Origin of the sequence: Bacillus sp. Marseille-P3661 (genome assembly GCF_900240995.1) — a bacterium.
GTDB lineage: Bacteria > Bacillota > Bacilli > Bacillales > Bacillaceae_J > OESV01.
The window spans coordinates 679416-699108 of sequence record NZ_LT965953.1; the positions used below are offsets into that span (position 1 = coordinate 679416).

At 35.3% G+C, this 19693-nt stretch carries 14 protein-coding genes and 1 other annotated feature; of the genes, 10 read left to right on the forward strand and 4 right to left on the reverse strand.

Going from position 1 to position 19693, the window contains the following annotated elements; all coding sequences use genetic code 11:
• Window positions 1-13 precede the first annotated feature (13 nt).
• Window positions 14-2908: a transglycosylase domain-containing protein gene (locus tag C1724_RS03065; RefSeq protein ID WP_102345264.1), complete on the reverse strand. Its 2895-nt coding sequence runs from the start codon at window positions 2906-2908 to the stop codon at window positions 14-16.
• 133 nt (window positions 2909-3041) lie between these two features.
• Window positions 3042-3299 (forward strand) — a binding site (T-box leader).
• 77 nt (window positions 3300-3376) lie between these two features.
• Between C1724_RS03065 and tyrS the strand changes: the two genes are divergently transcribed.
• A complete protein-coding gene (gene tyrS / locus C1724_RS03070; protein WP_102345265.1) occupies window positions 3377-4633 on the forward strand; it encodes a tyrosine--tRNA ligase in 1257 nt (418 codons plus the stop codon).
• A gap of 160 nt (window positions 4634-4793) precedes the next feature.
• Here the strand turns inward: tyrS and rpsD are convergent, their stop codons facing one another.
• A complete protein-coding gene (gene rpsD, locus C1724_RS03075) occupies window positions 4794-5396 on the reverse strand; it encodes a 30S ribosomal protein S4 (RefSeq protein WP_102345266.1) in 603 nt (200 codons plus the stop codon).
• 339 nt (window positions 5397-5735) lie between these two features.
• On the opposite strand from rpsD, the gene C1724_RS03080 reads away from it, so the two are divergent.
• The 3 genes from C1724_RS03080 to refZ all read left to right on the forward strand — a co-directional run bounded on the left by C1724_RS03080 (window position 5736) and on the right by refZ (window position 9358).
• Window positions 5736-6323 (forward strand): hypothetical protein, encoded by a 588-nt coding sequence (locus tag C1724_RS03080; protein WP_142386516.1) that lies wholly within the window; start codon window positions 5736-5738, stop codon window positions 6321-6323.
• A gap of 190 nt (window positions 6324-6513) precedes the next feature.
• Entirely contained in the window at window positions 6514-8418 is a 1905-nt protein-coding gene (locus C1724_RS03085) for a sensor domain-containing diguanylate cyclase (RefSeq protein ID WP_102345268.1), read from the forward strand.
• A 286-nt stretch (window positions 8419-8704) separates the two neighbouring features.
• Window positions 8705-9358, forward strand: a complete 654-nt coding sequence (gene refZ / locus C1724_RS03090) for a forespore capture DNA-binding protein RefZ (RefSeq protein WP_142386541.1) — start codon at window positions 8705-8707, stop codon at window positions 9356-9358.
• Here the strand turns inward: refZ and hisJ are convergent.
• A complete protein-coding gene (hisJ, locus tag C1724_RS03095; protein ID WP_102345270.1) occupies window positions 9351-10169 on the reverse strand; it encodes a histidinol-phosphatase HisJ in 819 nt (272 codons plus the stop codon). The genes refZ and hisJ overlap by 8 nt on opposite strands.
• Before the next feature lie 240 nt (window positions 10170-10409).
• Between hisJ and ezrA the strand changes: the two genes are divergently transcribed.
• Both ezrA and C1724_RS03105 read left to right on the forward strand, forming a co-directional pair.
• Window positions 10410-12095, forward strand: a complete 1686-nt coding sequence (gene ezrA, locus C1724_RS03100; protein ID WP_102345271.1) for a septation ring formation regulator EzrA — start codon at window positions 10410-10412, stop codon at window positions 12093-12095.
• A 26-nt stretch (window positions 12096-12121) separates the two neighbouring features.
• Window positions 12122-12448, forward strand: coding sequence for a hypothetical protein (locus C1724_RS03105; protein WP_102345272.1), 327 nt, complete (start codon window positions 12122-12124; stop codon window positions 12446-12448).
• Window positions 12449-12598: 150 nt separating this feature from the next.
• Here the strand turns inward: C1724_RS03105 and brnQ are convergent, their stop codons facing one another.
• Window positions 12599-13942 (reverse strand): branched-chain amino acid transport system II carrier protein, encoded by a 1344-nt coding sequence (gene brnQ / locus C1724_RS03110; protein WP_102345273.1) that lies wholly within the window; start codon window positions 13940-13942, stop codon window positions 12599-12601.
• Between the two features lie 219 nt (window positions 13943-14161).
• Here brnQ and C1724_RS03115 point away from each other — a divergent pair, with 219 nt between their 5' ends.
• The 4 genes from C1724_RS03115 to mbcS all read left to right on the forward strand — a co-directional run bounded on the left by C1724_RS03115 (window position 14162) and on the right by mbcS (window position 18729).
• Window positions 14162-15304 (forward strand): cysteine desulfurase family protein, encoded by a 1143-nt coding sequence (locus tag C1724_RS03115; RefSeq protein ID WP_102345274.1) that lies wholly within the window; start codon window positions 14162-14164, stop codon window positions 15302-15304.
• Window positions 15305-15309: 5 nt separating this feature from the next.
• Window positions 15310-16527, forward strand: a complete 1218-nt coding sequence (gene thiI, locus C1724_RS03120) for a tRNA uracil 4-sulfurtransferase ThiI (protein WP_102345275.1) — start codon at window positions 15310-15312, stop codon at window positions 16525-16527.
• Between the two features lie 96 nt (window positions 16528-16623).
• A complete protein-coding gene (locus C1724_RS03125; protein WP_102345276.1) occupies window positions 16624-16833 on the forward strand; it encodes an alpha/beta-type small acid-soluble spore protein in 210 nt (69 codons plus the stop codon).
• A gap of 321 nt (window positions 16834-17154) precedes the next feature.
• Window positions 17155-18729: an acyl-CoA synthetase MbcS gene (gene mbcS / locus C1724_RS03130; RefSeq protein ID WP_102345277.1), complete on the forward strand. Its 1575-nt coding sequence runs from the start codon at window positions 17155-17157 to the stop codon at window positions 18727-18729.
• Window positions 18730-19693: the final 964 nt, after the last annotated feature.

A 19693-nucleotide genomic window follows, 5' to 3' on the forward strand; every position in this document is an offset into this window, starting at 1 on the left:
CTGTGGTTTTATTCTAATTTAAATTTTCTAGCGGGTTAGGAATTGGGTCTTTCGGTTTTTTCGAATCGACCGGTGTTGTTCCAGTTTTATTATCCTCGTTATTAGGATTGGTTGGCTCCACTGGTGTCCCACTTTGGCCATCCCCAATTGGGATCGGTAAATATTCACTGCCGTTTTCCCAATCAATAATAGATACTTTATTGGATGGAGGAGATTCATTTCCAACACTATTGACTGCAGTTACATAGAATAAATAGTTAGGATTTGTTACTGTATATGCCAAATTTGCTGATTTTGGTATAGTAGCAACTAACTTATAAGGCTGATCAATATGCTCTGCTCTATAAACTCGATATCCGATTATATCAGTACCCGGATGTTGCTCCCATGATAGTACGTTATTATTTAAGATTACATTTTTTACACTATCAGGTTTTTTACTATTATCAGTAGTCATTCCGGCAAAACCATCTTTTTCAGGTACGATGATATTGCTCCATGCTGGCCTATTAGGAATCAGTTGGCGAACATTCTCAAGTGAATCTAAGCCATTACTTGCTAGATATTCAGGATTTAACATAAAACCTTTGGATGCAAATTCTTCAGGAAAACCATCTGGAACTTGATAATGTTTACCATCGATAGTGACATATGAACCTTTTATCAGGCTATTATCAACTTCCTTAGGAACAAACTTTGCATTAAATAAATCAGTTTGGATTAATCCAGCTTCTTCACAGATAGATGATGGTAATAATCCGCTAACTGCACAATAGGATCTTTGGACGATACCTCCAGGCATTTCAAAACGCTGATCAGTTTGGACTATTTCAGGTTTTAAATCATATACCGCATTCATTAATTCGGCCCAGAGATTTTGGTTACGTTGACTGTATGAGTAACCTTTGTAGCTTTTTTCAATTGGTTTAGGAGTATCGTACCCCATCCATAATCCAAACGTAACATTAGGATTTGTCGCCACAAACCAAGAATCTCGATAATCTTGTGATGTACCTGTTTTACCTGCCCAATCTGATTTGAATTTTAATTTACTTGGAATCCCAGCAGCTGTTCCTTCAGAGATTACATCTCTCATCATATCAATTGTTAAATATGCTGTCTGAGGAGTGAAAACATCAACCGGATTTGTTTCATGCTGATAAATCAGTTCACCATCTTTTGTTTCAATTCTTTCAATTAAATATGCATCAATAAATTTCCCTGAGTTTGCAAATGTGGCAAATGCATTTACGTTCTCTTCTACAGTTACACCTCTATCTAAGGCGCCAAGTGCCATTGATAGATGGCTTTTGTCCCCATCTGTTAATGAGCTGAAACCCATTTTTTCAAGATATTGAGTAGGATCATTATTAATGATTGTTGAATAAACCTTCGCTGTAGGGATATTATAAGACTTGGCTAATGCGTATCTTGCTGATACTAGTCCGTGATAACCTTCACCATAGTTTTCAGGCTCCCACATATCAGGACCTGCTTTTAATTTTAGCGGTACATCTGGAATTACTGATCCTGGATGTAATTTTCCGAGTTCAATTGCAGGTGCATATACAAGGAGCGGTTTCATCGTTGAACCGTTTGATCGTAGTCCACTTGTTGCGTGATTCAATTGCTCTGTTTCATGATCACGCCCACCGATGAAACTGATTATTGCTCCTGTATCATTATCGATTAAGATGCCCCCAACCTCGACAGGCTCCATCACTTTAACCATTTCACCAGTATCAGGATCTTTTACTGATTCCGGTTTATCATTACCATAATATTGATAGTTGTTTTTAATTTCCTGCATCTTGTCATAGATTCCCTGATCAATTGTTGAATATATTCTATATCCATTTTGACGCAGGTTCTTGTCTGCTTTCATATAATACTCGTTATATAAGTTTTCGTCATTTTTCAAATCTTCTTCAGTATAGCCGTCTTCTTTAGCTAAAATTTTAAGAATGATGTCTTTGGCACGATCTTCAATTTCAAATGTTAGCCATGGATAGTTTTGAACAGGATTTGGCTTAGGTTTTGCAAAATTAGCTTTTATATCATATTTAAGTGCTTCGTCATGCTCAGCTTGAGTTATATAGCCGGCAGTCAACATTCTATTAAGAACTGTTTTCATTCTGTTTAATCCAGGTGTGATGTCTTCTTTTAATTCACCTGTTCTAGCTTTAAATGGTGTATAACCAAATGGGCTTTGTGGCAATCCTGCTATGTAGGCAGCCTGTGGCAAATTAAGGTCTTTAGCATCTACCCCGAAAATACCTTGTGCTGCAGTCTGGATACCTGCGATATTTCGTCCAGAAGCATTGCGCCCAAAAGGTACTACGTTTAAATAGGCCTCAAGAATTTCATCTTTCTCAAAAAACTGTTCAAGACGTAAAGCGATCATAATTTCTTTTGCTTTTCTGTCAAATGAAACCTCATTCGTTAGTATTTGGTTTTTTATTAACTGTTGTGTAAGTGTACTACCACCACTTTTTACTGAGGAATTCGTAAACTCCTGTAGAATAGCACGTAGGATTGCTTTAGGCACAACGCCTGCATGTTCATAAAAGTATTCATCCTCAGTTGCAATGACCGCATTTTTTACGTATTCGGAAACCTCGCTAAGTTTTGTTTCTTCGCGGTCTAAATCTGAACGGAGCTTTCCTAAATAGATATTATCTTTAAAATAGAGCTCTGTTGTTTCTTCGTAATTGTAAATATCCTTTCGCATACTTTCATGACTTCTAATAGGCTCGTCCTTCACGAGAGAGGCGAAGTATCCGGCCCCAACAGCTCCGGCAAAAGATAAACCTATTAAGCCGAATGTAATAAATATAATAGATAAATTCCAAGTTACTTTTGAAGATATTCTTGCAACCTTTAAAAACTTGTCTTTTTTAACTGACATAATCAATCCCCCTAAATCAGGATTATTATAGCATAAAGGGCCAATTTTTGATACGTTTCCTAGGTAATGGCAAATTTTGATTTGACTTTTATACTGAATTTATGGTAAATCTTATTATATTAAATTAAATCTTTTATATGCTTTGATAGGAAATAGTAGTGATTATCTCCCTGTAATAAAGAGAGCTGGTGGTTGGTGGAAACCAGTACATAGATAAAACATGAATTACAATCCTTGAGCTTTTGTTGAGAAAAAAATTATGGATTTTCTTACATAGGAATTTTCTATTTTTCTTAGTATCAACAAACGGTGTTGACCGTTATTCAGATGAGTGGAAGAATAATAACGTTCTTCAAATAGGATGGTACCGCGAACATGTTTCGTTCCTATTTGAGGAGCGTTTTTTTATACTTTATGATAATGGCAATGCCTAAATACTTAATTACTAATATTAAAGGAGTGTTAAAAATGAATTTATGGGAAGATTTAACCTACCGTGGGTTGGTTAATCAAGTTACAGATGAGGAAGGATTACAGAAGGAATTAACTAGTAACTCAATTTCACTATATTGTGGATTTGATCCAACAGCTGATAGTTTACATATTGGTCATCTATTAACAGTCTTAACACTGAGGAGATTCCAACAGGCAGGACATAAGCCAATTGCACTTGTTGGAGGCGCCACAGGATTAATTGGAGATCCGAGCGGTAAGAAGGCAGAACGAACTTTAAATGAAAAAGAAATTGTTCAACAATGGAGTGACAAAATTAAAAATCAGCTATCTCAGTTTTTAACTTTTGAGGGAGATAATGCTGCAAAGGCTGTAAATAACTATGATTGGATTGGTAAACTAGATGTTATAAGTTTTTTAAGAGATGTTGGAAAGAACTTCGGTTTAAATTATATGTTAGCTAAAGATTCAGTGGAATCACGAATTCAATCAGGAATTTCGTTTACTGAATTTAGTTACATGATACTGCAATCCTATGACTTCTTTAATTTATATAAAAATGAAAACTGTACTTTACAAATTGGTGGAAGTGATCAGTGGGGTAACATCACGGCAGGCTTAGAGTTAATCAGAAAATCAACTGATGAAGATGCAAAAGCGTATGGTTTTACAATTCCATTAGTTACAAAAAGTGATGGTACAAAGTTTGGGAAATCAGAAGGTGGTGCGATTTGGTTAGATGCTGAGAAAACATCGCCTTATGAATTCTACCAATTCTTAATTAACACAGATGATCGTGATGTTGTTAAGTTCTTAAAGTATTTTACTTTCCTTTCACATGATGAAATTGATGCACTAGCACAAGAAGTAGAAACAGCACCTGAAAAACGTACAGCTCAAAAAAGATTAGCTGAAGAGGTAACAAAACTAGTACATGGTGAAGGTGCATTAAAACAAGCGATACGAATTTCTGAAGCTCTGTTTAGTGGGGATATTAAAGAGCTGTCGGCTGCTGAAATCAAACAAGGCTTTAAAGATGTTCCTTCATACGAATGTACGCAGGACGATATGGTCCTGATTGATTTATTGGTTGATAGTAAAATATCTCCATCAAAACGTCAAGCAAGAGAAGATATAACAAATGGAGCAATTTATTTAAATGGTGATCGTGTAACTGAATTAGATCATGTACTTACTAAACAAGATCGGATTGAGGAACAGTTTACAATTATTCGAAGAGGAAAGAAAAAATACTATTTAATAAAATACTAAAAAAAGCAAGGACTTTGTATAAACAAAGTCCTTTTCACTTTGTTTTATAGCATTGTTCAACAAATAAGCTTTTGGATGTAATAAAACGAGGGTTATAGTCTAATAAAAAAATAAAACCCACTGGAAAGATCCAGTAGGTTTTAAAATTTCAATTAAATTATTAACGAGAGTAGAACTCAACGATAAATGCTTCGTTAATTTCTGCAGGCATTTCAGAACGCTCTGGGAAACGAGTGTATGTGCCTTGTAATTTTTCAGCATCAAAAGTTAAGAAATCAGGTACGAAGTTGTTAACTTCTACAGATTCTTTAATGATGTCTAGGTTTTGTGATTTTTCACGAACACCAATTGTTTGTCCAGGTTTTACACGGTATGATGGAATATCTACACGGCTGCCATCAACAGTGATATGACCATGGTTTACAAGTTGACGTGCTTGGCGACGAGTACGAGCAAGACCCATACGGTAAACTAGGTTATCAAGGCGTGATTCTAATAGAATCATGAAGTTTTCACCGTGTTTACCTTTCATTTTACCCGCAGCATCAAACGTATTACGGAATTGGCGCTCATTCACACCAAACATATGACGAAGCTTTTGCTTCTCTTGTAATTGTAATCCGTATTCAGAAAGTTTTTTACGTTGGTTTGGTCCATGTTGACCAGGTGCATAAGGGCGTTTTTCTAATTCTTTACCAGTACCGCTAAGTGAAATTCCTAGACGGCGAGATAATTTCCAAGATGGTCCAGTATAACGAGCCATAATTTAAGCTCCTCCTTCAAATATGTTTTTATTTTGTAAAATAAAAACACAGACACATGTACTGAATTCTACTGTACATTTTGTTTTCATGTATCCTCGCCCTAGCAGCCGAGAGTTACTCGATACACCTCATAACAGAGGAACAAAATGAAACAATAGATTGTACACTAAAGCCGCATTTATTTTACACATAATTGATATTATAAGTATTTAACTGCATAAAGTCAAGATAAAATCATTAAGAGTTGTTTTTATATTATCTGCTCTACTAATATAAACGATAGAAAGATATGATATCTATCATGACTAGTAAAAAGAAATTAGGTGTCTCCTATGTTTATGAAAGAATCGGTAATGCAAAGACGATTACGTCTAGTAATGTTAACAGCAGTTGTTTTATGCGTGATCCTAGCCTTTTATTATCAAACATTAAAGTTTGGGAATAATCAAACATCCAATAGCTTTGATCAAAAAGTTAGTGTCATTCGGCGAATGACTGACTCGCAAAATCCGCTAGTTGCAGTAGCAAAAATGCACGAACAAAAACCAATATTATTATTATACAATATTGATGTCCTAGACAACTATAAGTTTGAGACGGTAAATGTTGTAGAATTAAAAACACAACCAGAAGCTATGGTTGCTGAGGAACCATTGGGCGTCTGGATTAAACTTGAAGGGAACTGGTATTTTTTTGATATGAATCTTCAATCACGTCAAAAAGACGATGACGAAACTATTCTTATTAATAAATCTGTTCAGTTTAAGATGGTTGAGGATCGAGTAGTAGTCTATTCGACTAATGGCACTCTACTGTGGTCAGAGCGATTTCAGGATACTCCAGTGTCCATCCATTCATTATCAAGAGATAACAAATTATGGTTAATTGTTTTTAAGGATGATATTATAATCTATAAATACTCATAAACTAGTTTCGCGCTCTTGTGTCCGTTTTGGCACTAATTTTATCGGAATAATAAATTCAGTATCTTTCCGGGATATAATTCCCATCCATAATTTGAAATAAAGATAGGAAAATATTACTGTTTTGTTTTATAATGGTGGTAGAAATAGTACGTTATAATGCATATATTGCAATTTTGAAGGTGATTTCAAAATGATTAGCCCTAAAGGGAGTCTAAATACGGAAATAACTGAAATTAAAAGCTATTTTTTTGGACTTATTACAGATGATGAGAATACTGCCAGTCTACCTGTATTAACACAAAAATTAGTCCAATATTTAAAGAACAGGGTAAATGCCACATTTGTAGGTTTATATTTATATAATAAATGGAAAGAACGGTATTACTTAGAACAATGTACGGAACAGGTTGAGAAGGATAATAAATCCTTCTCGGTCGATTTAAAGCGTATGACTAGGTTACAACAACATTTAATAAAAGGTTCGGTTTTAAATGCATCGACATTAGGGGTTTGTGACAATTCTAGGAACGCATATGTTATTTTGCTCAAAAAGGGTTCATCGATATTTGGTTTTTTGTATATAAAATTTGAAGAAGGTATAAATTTATCTGAATTTGCTATAGATGTTTTTAACCTAATAGGTGTAGAGGTTACAAGAATGTTAGGCAGCTGGAAACGATCTTACGGTTCTTTAAATAAAGAAGAACGATATGAGCAATTATATCGGGTAACAGCCAAATTCCATTCATCTATGGACATGGATGATGTGTTAGAAGAGGTTATTCATACTTTGAAGGAGGTATACCCTTCATTTGATTGTGTTTTATTACTTTCCCATGATAACTCAAATCATCATGACCTACCGATTCAAGATTTGCAATATGGAACGGATTCAGTAAACCAGGCTGCATCACAAGCTTTTTTGACCGGTGATGTACAAATTGAAGATTCTCTATTTAATGAAAAATCAGTATTATATGCACCATTAAAAGGAAAACAAGGAATATACGGCGTACTGCAAGTTAATGCGCCTAATACTTTAATATTTCCCAATCAAGAAATTGGTTTTATTGAACTCCTGGCTAATACTGCTGGTAGTGCTTTAGAAAATGCACAATTATATCAACAATCAAGACGGTTGATTTCAGATTTACAGTTGATTAACAAGACATCACATCGTTTGAATTCTAATTTGCGTTTATCAGAAATTATTAGTTTCATGACTGAACAAATTACCACCTCATTTGACGCGCACCAAATTGGGTTTGTTATGTTTATTAATGACGGTTCACCTCAAATATTAGCTGGTAGCACGGACTACTTCACGTCAGAAGATTCTAAGCAATTAGTCAAAAACATTAATGAAAAAATAATAAATGAGAAGGAAGCATTATTCATTGGGGATCTTGCATCAGATGCAATGATTGAGGAAAAATTATACAGATCATTAATGGCTGTACCGATGATGCAAAGTGGAAATCTCATTGGGGCTGTTTATGTAGTGAATACTGAACCATACCATTTCTCGTTTGATAAGTTTAAATTATTGCAATCACTTATTCACCATTCAACATTAGCGTTTACCAATTCTATGCTTCGTGAAGAATTAGAAAAAATGGTTATTACAGATCATCTAACTAAGCTGCATTCAAGAGGATATCTTGATGAAAAAATACAGCAATCTATGAATACTGATGCATTAGGTACATTCCTAATTATTGACATAGATAATTTCAAATGTATAAATGATACCTACGGGCATCAAGTTGGTGATGATGTTATTATTCAGGTAGCAGAAATTATTAAGCGGAGCATACGTGATGATGACGTTGGAGCGCGGTGGGGCGGTGAAGAACTTGCTGTTTATCTGCCGCGGGCTACTTTAGTTATTGGTACTATGGTAGCAGAGCGATTGGTTAGACGAGTTGCAGAAGAAACCAATCCGAAAATCACCATCTCATGCGGTGTTGCTACTTGGTTTAAAGAGCGCTCTGACTCTGTGAAAAAGTTATTTAATCGTGCGGATGAAGCATTGTATAAAGCGAAACAAAACGGTAAAAACCGCGTAGTTGTTCAGGAAGATAGTATGGGGTAGGATTTTATACAAAAAGTAAATAATATAGCGGTTAATGATTGACACAAAGGTTGCATGAATTGAGTATGCAGCCTTTTTTTAATTGAGAGGTAAATCTCTTTCCAGATAGGTGTTTTTCTGATTGGATATAGCTCACCAAAGTTTTACCAAAGTCAATAACAAATTTTATAATTATATAACAACTAAAGGAATTTGGCTATATTTGTCGATGAAATCATAGAGGAAAATCGAATAAAAAACAGAAATAGACATACAAGGAAGAGATGAGGTGAATAGAATGAAAAATATGTCTAAAACAAAACAGAAAGTCTTTGATGCTGCAATTCAATTATTTAACTCGAATGGTTTCAATGGAACATCGGTAAGAGAAATTGCGAAGAAAGCAGATGTAAATGTTGCGTTAATTTCCTATTATTTTAATGGAAAAAAAGGTTTATTGGAACAATTGATGATCTCATTTCTTGAACAGTATATTGCAATTTTAGGAGAAGCATTTGAAAAGAAAGACGTTCTACCAACGAAGGCTGTATTAAGGGAAATGGTGTTGAACGTTTTAAAGTTTGAAAGCAAAAATCACCAATTAGCTCGTTTAGTTCACCGAGAAATTACTTTAGATACAACCCTCATAAGGGAAATCATGACAACATACTTAACAAAAGAAAGATATTACTTCCAAACAATTATTGAAAGTGGAATTAAAAAGAAGGAGTTTAGAAGATTACCGATAATGATAACAATTATGCAATTGAAGGGTATGCTTACCATGCCTTATCTGCATCCACAGTATATGATTGAGGTATTACACCTTCACCCAGCAGAACCTTATTTTGTATCAAAATATTATAAAGAAATTGATAGGTGGCTAGAAGAAGACCTTTCATTACATGATGAAAGACCTTCTTTATCATTAATTGATTATTCACACCGGGCTGCTAAATAGTGGGTGATGTTAAAGAAACTCCTTTGAATAAAGATTCATAACCTTGATTTAAATCCCTTGAAGTATGGGCGTCTGAACCATAAACTAAAGGGATTTTTCTACGTGCGGCCTCTTGCACAATCCACTCAGGTGGATATGGTTCAAGGCATAGTAATTTATTTATTCCTGCACCATTATAGTCAAGAGATAGTTGGTTTGTTTGCATAAGGTTTAGAATTTCGATAATTTCTTCACTAAAGGATTTTTTACATGGAAAGCGTTTTTGGAATTTATGGACCAATGTCATATGTCCGATCCTACGTGGTTTATAGTTACCTAAATCTGCTAAAATAGACTGTTTCAGGTGCTGGTAGTAGGTGCGATAAACATTCTCAGTTGTACCGAAAACGGAGACAATTCTTTCGAATTCCTCTGGACTAAAATCAAGACAATAATACTGATTTCCATTTTTCAAGAAATGAACAGATAAAATACTGTCATCTAAAAAACGTCCATATTCATTTAGAAATGCAGTAGTTTCAGATTCATAATTTACAAGATAGTCTACTTCGAGCCCGATGTTTATTTTTATATGATTTCGATATTTCGTTTTAAGTTGTTGGAGATCCGAAATATACGATTCTAGAAGTTGCGGCTCCATTCCGCTATCCCGATCAGGTGTAGGATCTGCAAATTCGATTGGAAGTGGCGCATGCTCTGTAAAAGAAATCTCTTTAAAACATAGTTCTATTGCACGATTAATATATTGCTCAAATGTATCTTTTGTACCGTGCGGACAATAAGGGGAGTGAATATGACCATCAATTTTCATTTTTTTCCTCCAAATATCTACAATTTGTAAAAAAAATTTGGGCAAAATTGTTGTTTACATGGTATCATAAAAACATTGATTCATACATAACTTTTTAGAATTTATATATTGGAGTATTGGAGTTTTAATTCCAACGCTTTTTCCTATAAAAACTTATATATAAATCGCCTTCTGTCTTTTTAGACAAGAAAAATAAAATACACTTATGCCAAGCTAGCAGTGAAGGAGTAGGGGGCAAACATGGAATACCTAGTAATATTCATTGTCGTATTAATTGGAATCATAATATATGGATACATTTTTAGAAAAAAAGTTTATAGCGAAGTCGACAAATTAGAGATGCTTAAAATCGACATTATGAACAGGCCAGTCACAGAGGAAATATCTAAAGTAAAGCAATTAAACATGACTGGTCAGACTGAAGAAAAATTTGAGCAATGGCGGAATGCATGGGATGATATTGTAACAAATGAATTGCCATCTGTAGAAGAGCTGTTGTTTGATGCTGAAGAGGCTGCTGATCGTTATCGATTTAAAAAGGCCAGAAATATTAACCAACAAATCCAGTCAGTTCTCAATGGGGTTGAAGAAAAAATCAATTTGATATTAGTTGATTTACAAGAACTAATTGGAAGTGAAGAACAAAATAAAGTTGAGATTGAAGAGCTTAAAGCAATAATGAAGAAACAGCGTAAACTAATGTTAACTTCGCGACATACTTTTGGAAGTGCAGTTATTGCATTAGAACAGCAGTTAGATGATGTAGCTAATAAATTCATAGAGTTTGATGAAAAAACTGAAGGTGGAAACTACTTAGAGGCACGAGAAGTAGTATTATCAATCCGAAATGGTCTTGATATGCTTAATACAAAGTTAGAAGAAATTCCTAAATTATTCACTTTATGTCTAACAGAATTTCCATCCCAAATTAATGAGATTAGAAATGGTCAAAGAGAAATGATAGAAACTGGCTATGTGATCGAGCACCTTGAAATTGATAAAGAACTTAACAAAATTGAAGTTGAGCTTCAAGGTTACTTTGTTAAATTGGAGCAAGCTGAAATAACTGATATAAATGATGGTATGGCAGATATTAAGGAGCGAATTGAACAAATCTATGATTGTTTAGAGAAAGAAGTCATAGCTAAACATTTTGTGAGCCAAGAAACGCCATCGATTGACCCTATATTACAAGAACTGCAAGATGAGGTTGTGGCAACAAAACAAGAGTCTATTTTTGTTCAACAGAGTTATCATTTGAAAGATAAAGATTTGGAGGAGCAACATAAAATTGAAAAAAAGGTCGCTCAAACAATCGTGAGATATGAAGATCTTCTAGTCAAATTGGAAGAAAATAAAGAGCCTGCATCATTGCTCCGTGAAATTCTTGAAGAAATAAAAACGAATATTGAGAGTGTTACGAAAATGCACCATAAATTCACAGAAATGTTACACTCTTTAAGAAAAGACGAACGTGAAGCAAAAGAGCAAATCGTTGAAATGAGAAAAACGATTATTGAAGCTAAAAGCCTGATTAGGAAAAATCATTTACCTGGACTACCAGAAAGTATCATAAAGGTTTTTGATACATCTGAATTCAACTTAAGGACTGTGACATATAAGCTAGAGGAAAAACCGCTAGATATGTATGCAGTTAATACATTGTTGGCTGAAGCAAAGGATGCTGTTGATAAGCTTTATGAAAAAACAGAAGAGATGGTAGAAAAGGCAAGACTGGTTGAACAAGTGATTCAATATGGTAACCGTTATCGTAGTAAGAATGCATTTTTAGCTGCCAAGCTTTCAGAAGCTGAACAATATTTTAGGATGTATGACTATGATTTAGCATTAGAGGAAGCGGCAACAGCAATTGAACAGGTAGAACCGGGTGCAATAAAAAAGCTGAATGAGATGATAGAAAGTTAAATAAATGGTATAAGGAGCTGTACTATATGCTACAAAAAGCTATAGTCTTAGGCCTATCTATACTCTGCTTGTCGGTTTGGACTTTAGTTATTTTTCAATTATTCCAAGAGTCGCCACAAGTTAGAGCAACTGAAGCCGCAACTCGCATTTCAGCTCTATCTCAACTGCCACAGTTAAATGATCATGATTATACTGCTGGTAGGGTCGTAGTAGCAAACAATGCGACTGCCGAGACATCTGAAAGCGATCCAATTCAAATAAATGGACTAACAAAAGAAGATGTAATTGATATTGCCATAAATCAATCAGTATCCATCGATACGCTCCTTACTGCATTGAATATTAATAGGTAATTTCCCTCATAAATAAAGACCCCTTAATTTATAAAGGGGTCTTCATTTATGCATATGAAAGTTATTTTTCGGTACGTACTTGTCCAGCTCCTAGGCCATCTGGGTTATAGACCCAGCAGTTTTTTATACTGGCGTTTCCGATTTATTTGCTCATGCTTTTGTATAATCTTTTAGGTTACTTTTTTCAAATATATACTTTATGAAATAGCCAATGATTGAGCCTATTATAAACGGGATAAGCCAGCCTACCCCAACGGAGTAAAATGGTAGCGCTGTGTTCAGTAACTCATTTAGATTGGTTGAGAGGATCCCAGCTGCTTTAAAACCTTCTAAAATACTGATGACTGCTGCACCAACAACTCCTCCGATATAGACAAACTGTTCTCCATTAAAGAACTTATCCAGAAAAGTTAAGAACATTAAACTAATTGCTATTGGATAAATAATCATAAGTATAGGTACTGATATAGCGATGAGTTGTGTCAAGCCAACATTCGCAACAAGCATACTAAAAGTTGAAAAAATACCCACATATGTACTATATGTGAATGTAGGGAAAATATTATTAAAAAATTCAGAACAAGCTGATACTAATCCAATAGATGTCGTTAAACATGCAAAAGTAATCGCAATACCGAGGATAACTGTACCAATTGATTTATAATAATATGTTGCAGCTTCAGATAAAATTTGCCCTCCATTTAAAACTGGACCTATTACATCAATACTAGTTGCACCCAAATAAGCTAATGAAACATATACAAGCATTAACCCAATAGCTGCAAAAGCCCCTGCTTTTATAGTAGTTATTGTGATTTCTCTTTGATTGTTTATTCCCTTGTCTTTAATCGCATTAATAACAACTATACCAAATACTAGTGCAGCTAATGCATCTAGTGTTAAATAACCTTCAATAAAGCCTTTGAAAAATGGTGAGCTTTGGTAAGCTGCCTGTGGTTTTGATATGTCCCCCATTGGAGAGATAAAAACTCTACCTACTAACAATGCTAAAACTATAATCAAAAGTGGTGTTAATATTTTACCAATACGATCCACGAGTTTGGTTGGATTTAAGGATAACCAATACGTAATGGCAAAGAAAATAATTGTATAAATAAATAATGAAAATCCATTAGAATCCACACTTTTTGGTAAGAACGGTGTTACCCCGATTTCAAAAGCAACTGTACCTGTACGTGGGATTCCAAAGAAAGGTCCAATAGCTAAATATAAAATAATAGTAAAAATAATTCCGAATATTGGATGTACACGATTTGCTATACTTCGAAGATTGCCACCACTTATGGCGATCGCCGTGACACCTAATAAAGGTAAGCCAACACCTGTTATTAAAAAACCAATTGTTGCACCTATTACATTTGAGCCGGCTGCTTGTCCTAATGCAGTTGGAAAAATCATATTTCCTGCTCCAAGAAATAGCGCAAATAACATTAACCCAATTGTTAGGGTATGTTTACTACCCCTGTTTTTCATAGAAGATAACCTCCAATAAATCTTCAATTATAAGATAATTTGAAGAATTCACTTAACACGTACCATAGTATAGCATTTAAATTTAGATACTAAAAAATGATTCAAAATTAAAATTATTAGTAATTGTTCAGTCTATTTACTTGGATTGAAAAGTTTCACTTTATATATTTTTATGTTAATATATGTAGATGCAAAATTCTGATTCAATAGGTGATTACCATGATATATTTTGATAATAGTGCAACGACTAAACCTTATGCAGAAGTAATTGATTCTTATATAAAAGTAGCAGAAAACTTTTTCGGTAATCCGTCTTCGATTCATACATTAGGCAGTGAGGCTGAAAAACTGTTAACGCAATCAAGAAAATTAACTGCAGCAATGTTAAATGTGAATCCATCTGAAATTTACTTTACGTCAGGTGGTTCAGAAGGAAATAATTTGGCTATAAAGGGTACGTCTCTTGAGTATCAATCAAGAGGAAAACATATGATTACGACAAGTGTAGAACATCCTTCTGTTCTAGAAGCCTTTAAGCAACTAGAATACTTGGGCTTTGATATTACGTATCTGCCTGTGGACAAGGCAGGCAGGGTCAACATAGAAACATTAAAATCTGCTATTCGAAAAGATACAATATTGGTTTCAATTATTCATGTGAACAATGAAATGGGGACAATTCAACCAATTGCTGAGATAGGAAAGTTATTAAAGGATTATCCTAAAATTCTTTTTCATGTTGACAATGTTCAAGGAATTGGTAAGGTACCATTAAATATATCTGCTTCTGGTATTGATTTATGTACATTTTCTGGCCATAAATTTCATGCGATGAAAGGAACAGGCTTTATATATATACGCGATGGAGTGAAACTCTCTGCTATATTAAGCGGTGGCGGCCAAGAATCAGGTATTCGTGCAGGAACTGAAAATATAGCAGGAATTGTTTCGATGACGAAAGCACTTAGAATGACACTGGATAAAATGGCAACAGAAATTGCCAATCTTCAAGTGCTTAAAGAGATGCTAATAACTGGGCTATCTAAGATTGATGGGATTGTCATCAATACTCCTAAGGAGGAATCAGCCCCACATATTGTAAACTTTTCTATACCAAAGTTAAAACCTGAAGTATTAATTCAAAGTCTGAGCAAGGAAAATATATATGTTTCGACTAAGTCAGCTTGTTCATCTAAATTAGCGCAAGCTAGTAGAATATTGTTGGAAGCAGGGTTAGGAGAAGAAATAGCTAAAAGTGCAATAAGAGTAAGTTTTACTTTCTCCAATACAGCGGAGGAAGTAAATGAGTTTTTAAATGTTTTATCACAAAAGCTATCCAAATTACAAGAAGTTATGAGGTGATTTATATGGAATATAATCATATATTAATTCGCTATGGTGAAATGTCTCTAAAGGGAAAAAACCGTTCAAGATTTTCCCAAGTATTGAAGGGAAATATAAAAAGAAGATTGAAGGATTTTCCTAATGCAACAGTTGTTCGAACTAAGGACCGTATGTACATTGAATTGAACGGTGAAGACCATCTTGCTATAAGTCAAATTTTGACGGAAGTTTTCGGGATTCAAAGTTTTAGTTTAGCAATTAAAACAAAAAGTGAGCTTGAGGAAATTCAAACTGGGGCTCTAAAAGCTTTTCAAGAGGCTGATCCTACTGCTAAAACTTTTAAAGTATCAGCTAGACGCGCTGATAAAACTTTCCCTGTTAATTCTCAACAATTAAACCATAATATTGGTGGTTATATATTAAAAAATACGGATGGAATAAAAGTAGATGTCCATAATCCGGATGTAAATGTCAGAATTGAGGTTAGAAAGGGCGTTACTTTTATTACATGTAAGGATCAAAAAGGAGCAGGTGGCTTTCCTGTTGGCACAAATGGAAAAGCTTTGCTTATGCTTTCTGGTGGAATTGATAGTCCTGTAGCTGGCTATCTAACGATGAAAAGAGGCGTTAAAATAGAAGCTATCCATTTTCATAGTCCACCTTTTACAAATGAACGTGCTAAGCAAAAGGTAATCGATTTGGCACAGAAATTAACGAAGTATGGGAGCCGTGTACGAGTGCATATTGTACCTTTTACGGAAGTACAGCAGGAATTGCATAAACAAATTCCTTCAAGTTATACAATGACTGCTATGCGGAGAATGATGCTTCGCATTGCTGAAAAAGTTGCCATACAAAACGGAGCACTAGCTATTGCAACAGGTGAAAGTTTAGGCCAGGTGGCAAGTCAGACAATGGAAAGTATGCATACAATTAACGAAGTAACGAATTTCCCGATTATTCGGCCGTTAATTGCAATGGATAAGCTTGAAATCATCGATATTGCACATGAAATTGATACGTATGAGACATCTATTTTACCGTATGAAGATTGCTGCACGATCTTTTTGCCAGCTGATCCTAAAACTAGACCTAAAAGGGAAAAAATTAATCACTTTGAAGAACGTCTAGCAAATATAAACGACTTAATCGATGATGCCGTAACAAATATAGAAGTAATTGATTTAGAGTTTAATTCAGAAGGTCCAAAGGTAGAAGAGCAATTTGAGGACCTATTTTAGAGGAAAAATTTCCAGTAATTACCGCTAAAAAAAATGAATGAATACATTTGCTTTTTCACACTCTATTAACACAAACACAGAGGAGGTGAAAAGCAAATGGCTAGAAGTAACAACAGTAACCAATTATTAGTTCCTGGAGTATCACAAGCTATCGACCAAATGAAATATGAAATTGCTCAAGAGTTTGGTGTAAACCTTGGTGCTGATACAACTTCTCGTGCTAACGGTTCAGTTGGTGGAGAAATCACAAAGCGCCTAGTTTCTATGGCTCAACAGCAAATGGCTGGTTTTCAAGGTCAACAATAATTAAATAAAATGGCTGAAGGCAAGTCCAAACGGGCTTGCCTTTTTTATACTTTAAGGAAATTAACTTATTAAAGTATAAAAAAGATATCGACATTTGCCATTAGTGGGCAATCGACGTGTTTTTCTAATTGTGAAAGGTATCATCTGATGAACAGGATAAGATTTTGAACCGTAATAAAATGTATTCAAAAGATTGAGATTTTTTAGTAGAATGGTAATTATGGTACTGAAATCTTGTTGGCGTTAGACCATAGTAATTGTTCTCAACCTGATAGGTTGCAATGGATGAGCGTAACCAGATTAGTAATGGGGGGAAATTGGATGAGAAGAGAAGATTTGTTGGCACCAAGTAATTATAACTTAGCAGAAGAGGTTGAACGTTTTGCGAACAATCCTAATGTAATTGCACTCAAGTGGATTAATGAAGAAGGGGAACAGGCCGAGATTACATATGCTGAGTTAATGAAACAGGTAAATAGGATTGGAAACGCTTTATTAAGTAGCGGTCTTCAAAAAGGGGACAAGGCAATTATAATGATTCCCCGTCTCATAGATGCTTACACCATTTATCTTGGTTGTCTAAAAGCAGGAATTGCAGTGAGCCCAGGTTCAGAAATGTTACGTGCTAAAGATATACGTTATCGCTTAATACATGGAGAGATTAAAGCAGTTATCAGCTTGGATTCTTTAGTGGAAGAATTTAATTCAATTACAGATATCGAATTTATGAAATTTGTAGTTGGAGATAAGGTAGAGGGTTGGCAAGATTTAATGTCAATAGCAGCTAAATCAAGCGATCAACTAGTGCAAGCTAATACTACTTCTGATGATATGGCTTTTCTTTCTTATACATCAGGAACAACAGGTAATCCAAAAGGTGTAGTACATACACACGGTTGGGCATACGCTCATTTAAGAACGGCAGCGTCAGGCTGGTTAGGAATTAAAGAAGGCGACGTTGTATGGGCTACAGCTGCTCCCGGTTGGCAAAAATGGATTTGGAGTCCGTTTATGTCTGTATTAGGTTCTGGTGCAACTGGTTTTGTTTACAATGGAAAATTTGATGCAAACAAATACCTACAGCTATTACAAGATCACAACGTAAATGTCCTATGTTGTACACCGACTGAATATCGAGTAATGGCTAAAGTAGAAAATCTTAGTGATTTTAGTCTTCCTGCATTAAGAAGTGCAGTATCCGCTGGTGAGCCTTTAAATCGTGAAGTAATAGATACATTTAGAAAATATTTTAATGTTACTGTCCGTGATGGCTATGGTCAAACAGAAAATACTTTATTGGTTGGTATACTTGAAGGCATGGAAGTTAAGCCAGGTTCGATGGGCCGGCCAACACCAGGGAACACAGTTGAAATTGTCAATGATGATGGCAACCCATGCGCTGTTGGTGAAGTTGGTGATATTGCCGTACATCGACATACGCCAGCATTATTTAAAAACTATTATAAAGATCCTGAAAGAACAGCTATGCAATTCAGGGGTGAATGGTATATTACAGGTGATAAAGCCAAAAAAGATGAGGATGGCTACTTTTGGTTTGAGGGCCGTAGTGATGATATTATCATTAGCTCGGGCTATACTATTGGACCGTTTGAGGTTGAAGATGCATTAGTTAAGCACCCTTTGGTAAAAGAATGTGCTGTTGTTAGTAGCCCAGACGAAATTCGTGGTTCAGTCGTTAAAGCATTTGTTGTTTTACGGGATGGTGTTGATGAAAATCAAGATAACTTAGTAAAGAACCTTCAAAATCATGTAAAAGATTTAACAGCGCCATACAAATATCCTCGTAAGGTTGAGTTTGTTAAGGAATTACCTAAAACAACATCTGGAAAAATCCGTCGCGTTGAATTACGGCAAAAAGAAATGAAATCGAAATAGTATGGATATTAAGTGGAGTTTTTGCTAGGTTTAAGGAGCAGATAGAATTAGGAGTCTATCTGTTCTTTTTGTTTTATTGAATGGTTGTGTGGTTAGTCGTTCATGTACTTGTACTTGTACTAAGCTTTGTGAATTCGCGTTTAGGAAAAGCACGGGTGTTTCATTCTGACACGAAAAGTGTAGGAAGCCGTGAATCAGTCAGAATTGTGAGCGGATTCTGACTCTGCAAGCGCAAAAAGCCGTAAAGCAGTCAGAATACTACCCGGATTCTGACTCTGCAAGCGCAAAAAGCCGTAACCTAGTCAGAATACTACCCGGACTCTGACTCTGCAAGCGCAAAAAGCCGTAAAGCAGTCAGAATACTACCCGGATTCTGACTCTGCAAGCGCAAAAAGCCGTAAAGCAGTCAGAATACTACCCGTATTCTGACACAAAAGAGGAAAAAAGCCATGAACCAGTCAGAATACTACCCGGATTCTGACACAAAAAGGGAAAAAAGCCGAAACCTAGTCAGAGTACTACCCGGATTCTGACACAAAAAGCGCAAAAAGCCGTAAAGCAGTCAGAATACTACCCGTATTCTGACACAAAAGAGGAAAAAAGCCATGAACCAGTCAGAATACTACCCGGATTCTGACACAAAAAGGGAAAAAAGCCGAAACCTAGTCAGAATAATACCCCGATTCTGACACAAAAAGGGAAAAAAGCCATAAAGCAGTCAGAATACTACCCGGATTCTGACACAAAAGAGGAAAAAAGCCATGAACAAGTCAGAATACTACCCGGACTCTGACACAAAAAGGGAAAAAAGCCGAAACCTAGTCAGAATAATACCCCGATTCTGACTCTGCAAGCGCAAAAAGCCGTAAAGCAGTCAGAATACTACCCGGATTCTGACACAAAAAGCGAAAAAAGCCGAAACCTAGTCAGAATACTACCCGGATTCTGACACAAAAAGGGAAAA

Bases quoted from the DNA above. Each gene is read 5' to 3' on its own strand.
- C1724_RS03065 (WP_102345264.1), bottom strand. From the start codon at position 2,908: ATGTCAGTTAAAAAAGACAAGTTTTTAAAGGTTGCAAGAATATCTTCA.
- tyrS (WP_102345265.1), top strand. From the start codon at position 3,377: ATGAATTTATGGGAAGATTTAACCTACCGTGGGTTGGTTAATCAAGTT.
- rpsD (WP_102345266.1), bottom strand. From the start codon at position 5,396: ATGGCTCGTTATACTGGACCATCTTGGAAATTATCTCGCCGTCTAGGA.
- C1724_RS03080 (WP_142386516.1), top strand. From the start codon at position 5,736: ATGAAAGAATCGGTAATGCAAAGACGATTACGTCTAGTAATGTTAACA.
- C1724_RS03085 (WP_102345268.1), top strand. From the start codon at position 6,514: ATGATTAGCCCTAAAGGGAGTCTAAATACGGAAATAACTGAAATTAAA.
- refZ (WP_142386541.1), top strand. From the start codon at position 8,705: ATGTCTAAAACAAAACAGAAAGTCTTTGATGCTGCAATTCAATTATTT.
- hisJ (WP_102345270.1), bottom strand. From the start codon at position 10,169: ATGAAAATTGATGGTCATATTCACTCCCCTTATTGTCCGCACGGTACA.
- ezrA (WP_102345271.1), top strand. From the start codon at position 10,410: ATGGAATACCTAGTAATATTCATTGTCGTATTAATTGGAATCATAATA.
- C1724_RS03105 (WP_102345272.1), top strand. From the start codon at position 12,122: ATGCTACAAAAAGCTATAGTCTTAGGCCTATCTATACTCTGCTTGTCG.
- brnQ (WP_102345273.1), bottom strand. From the start codon at position 13,942: ATGAAAAACAGGGGTAGTAAACATACCCTAACAATTGGGTTAATGTTA.
- C1724_RS03115 (WP_102345274.1), top strand. From the start codon at position 14,162: ATGATATATTTTGATAATAGTGCAACGACTAAACCTTATGCAGAAGTA.
- thiI (WP_102345275.1), top strand. From the start codon at position 15,310: ATGGAATATAATCATATATTAATTCGCTATGGTGAAATGTCTCTAAAG.
- C1724_RS03125 (WP_102345276.1), top strand. From the start codon at position 16,624: ATGGCTAGAAGTAACAACAGTAACCAATTATTAGTTCCTGGAGTATCA.
- mbcS (WP_102345277.1), top strand. From the start codon at position 17,155: ATGAGAAGAGAAGATTTGTTGGCACCAAGTAATTATAACTTAGCAGAA.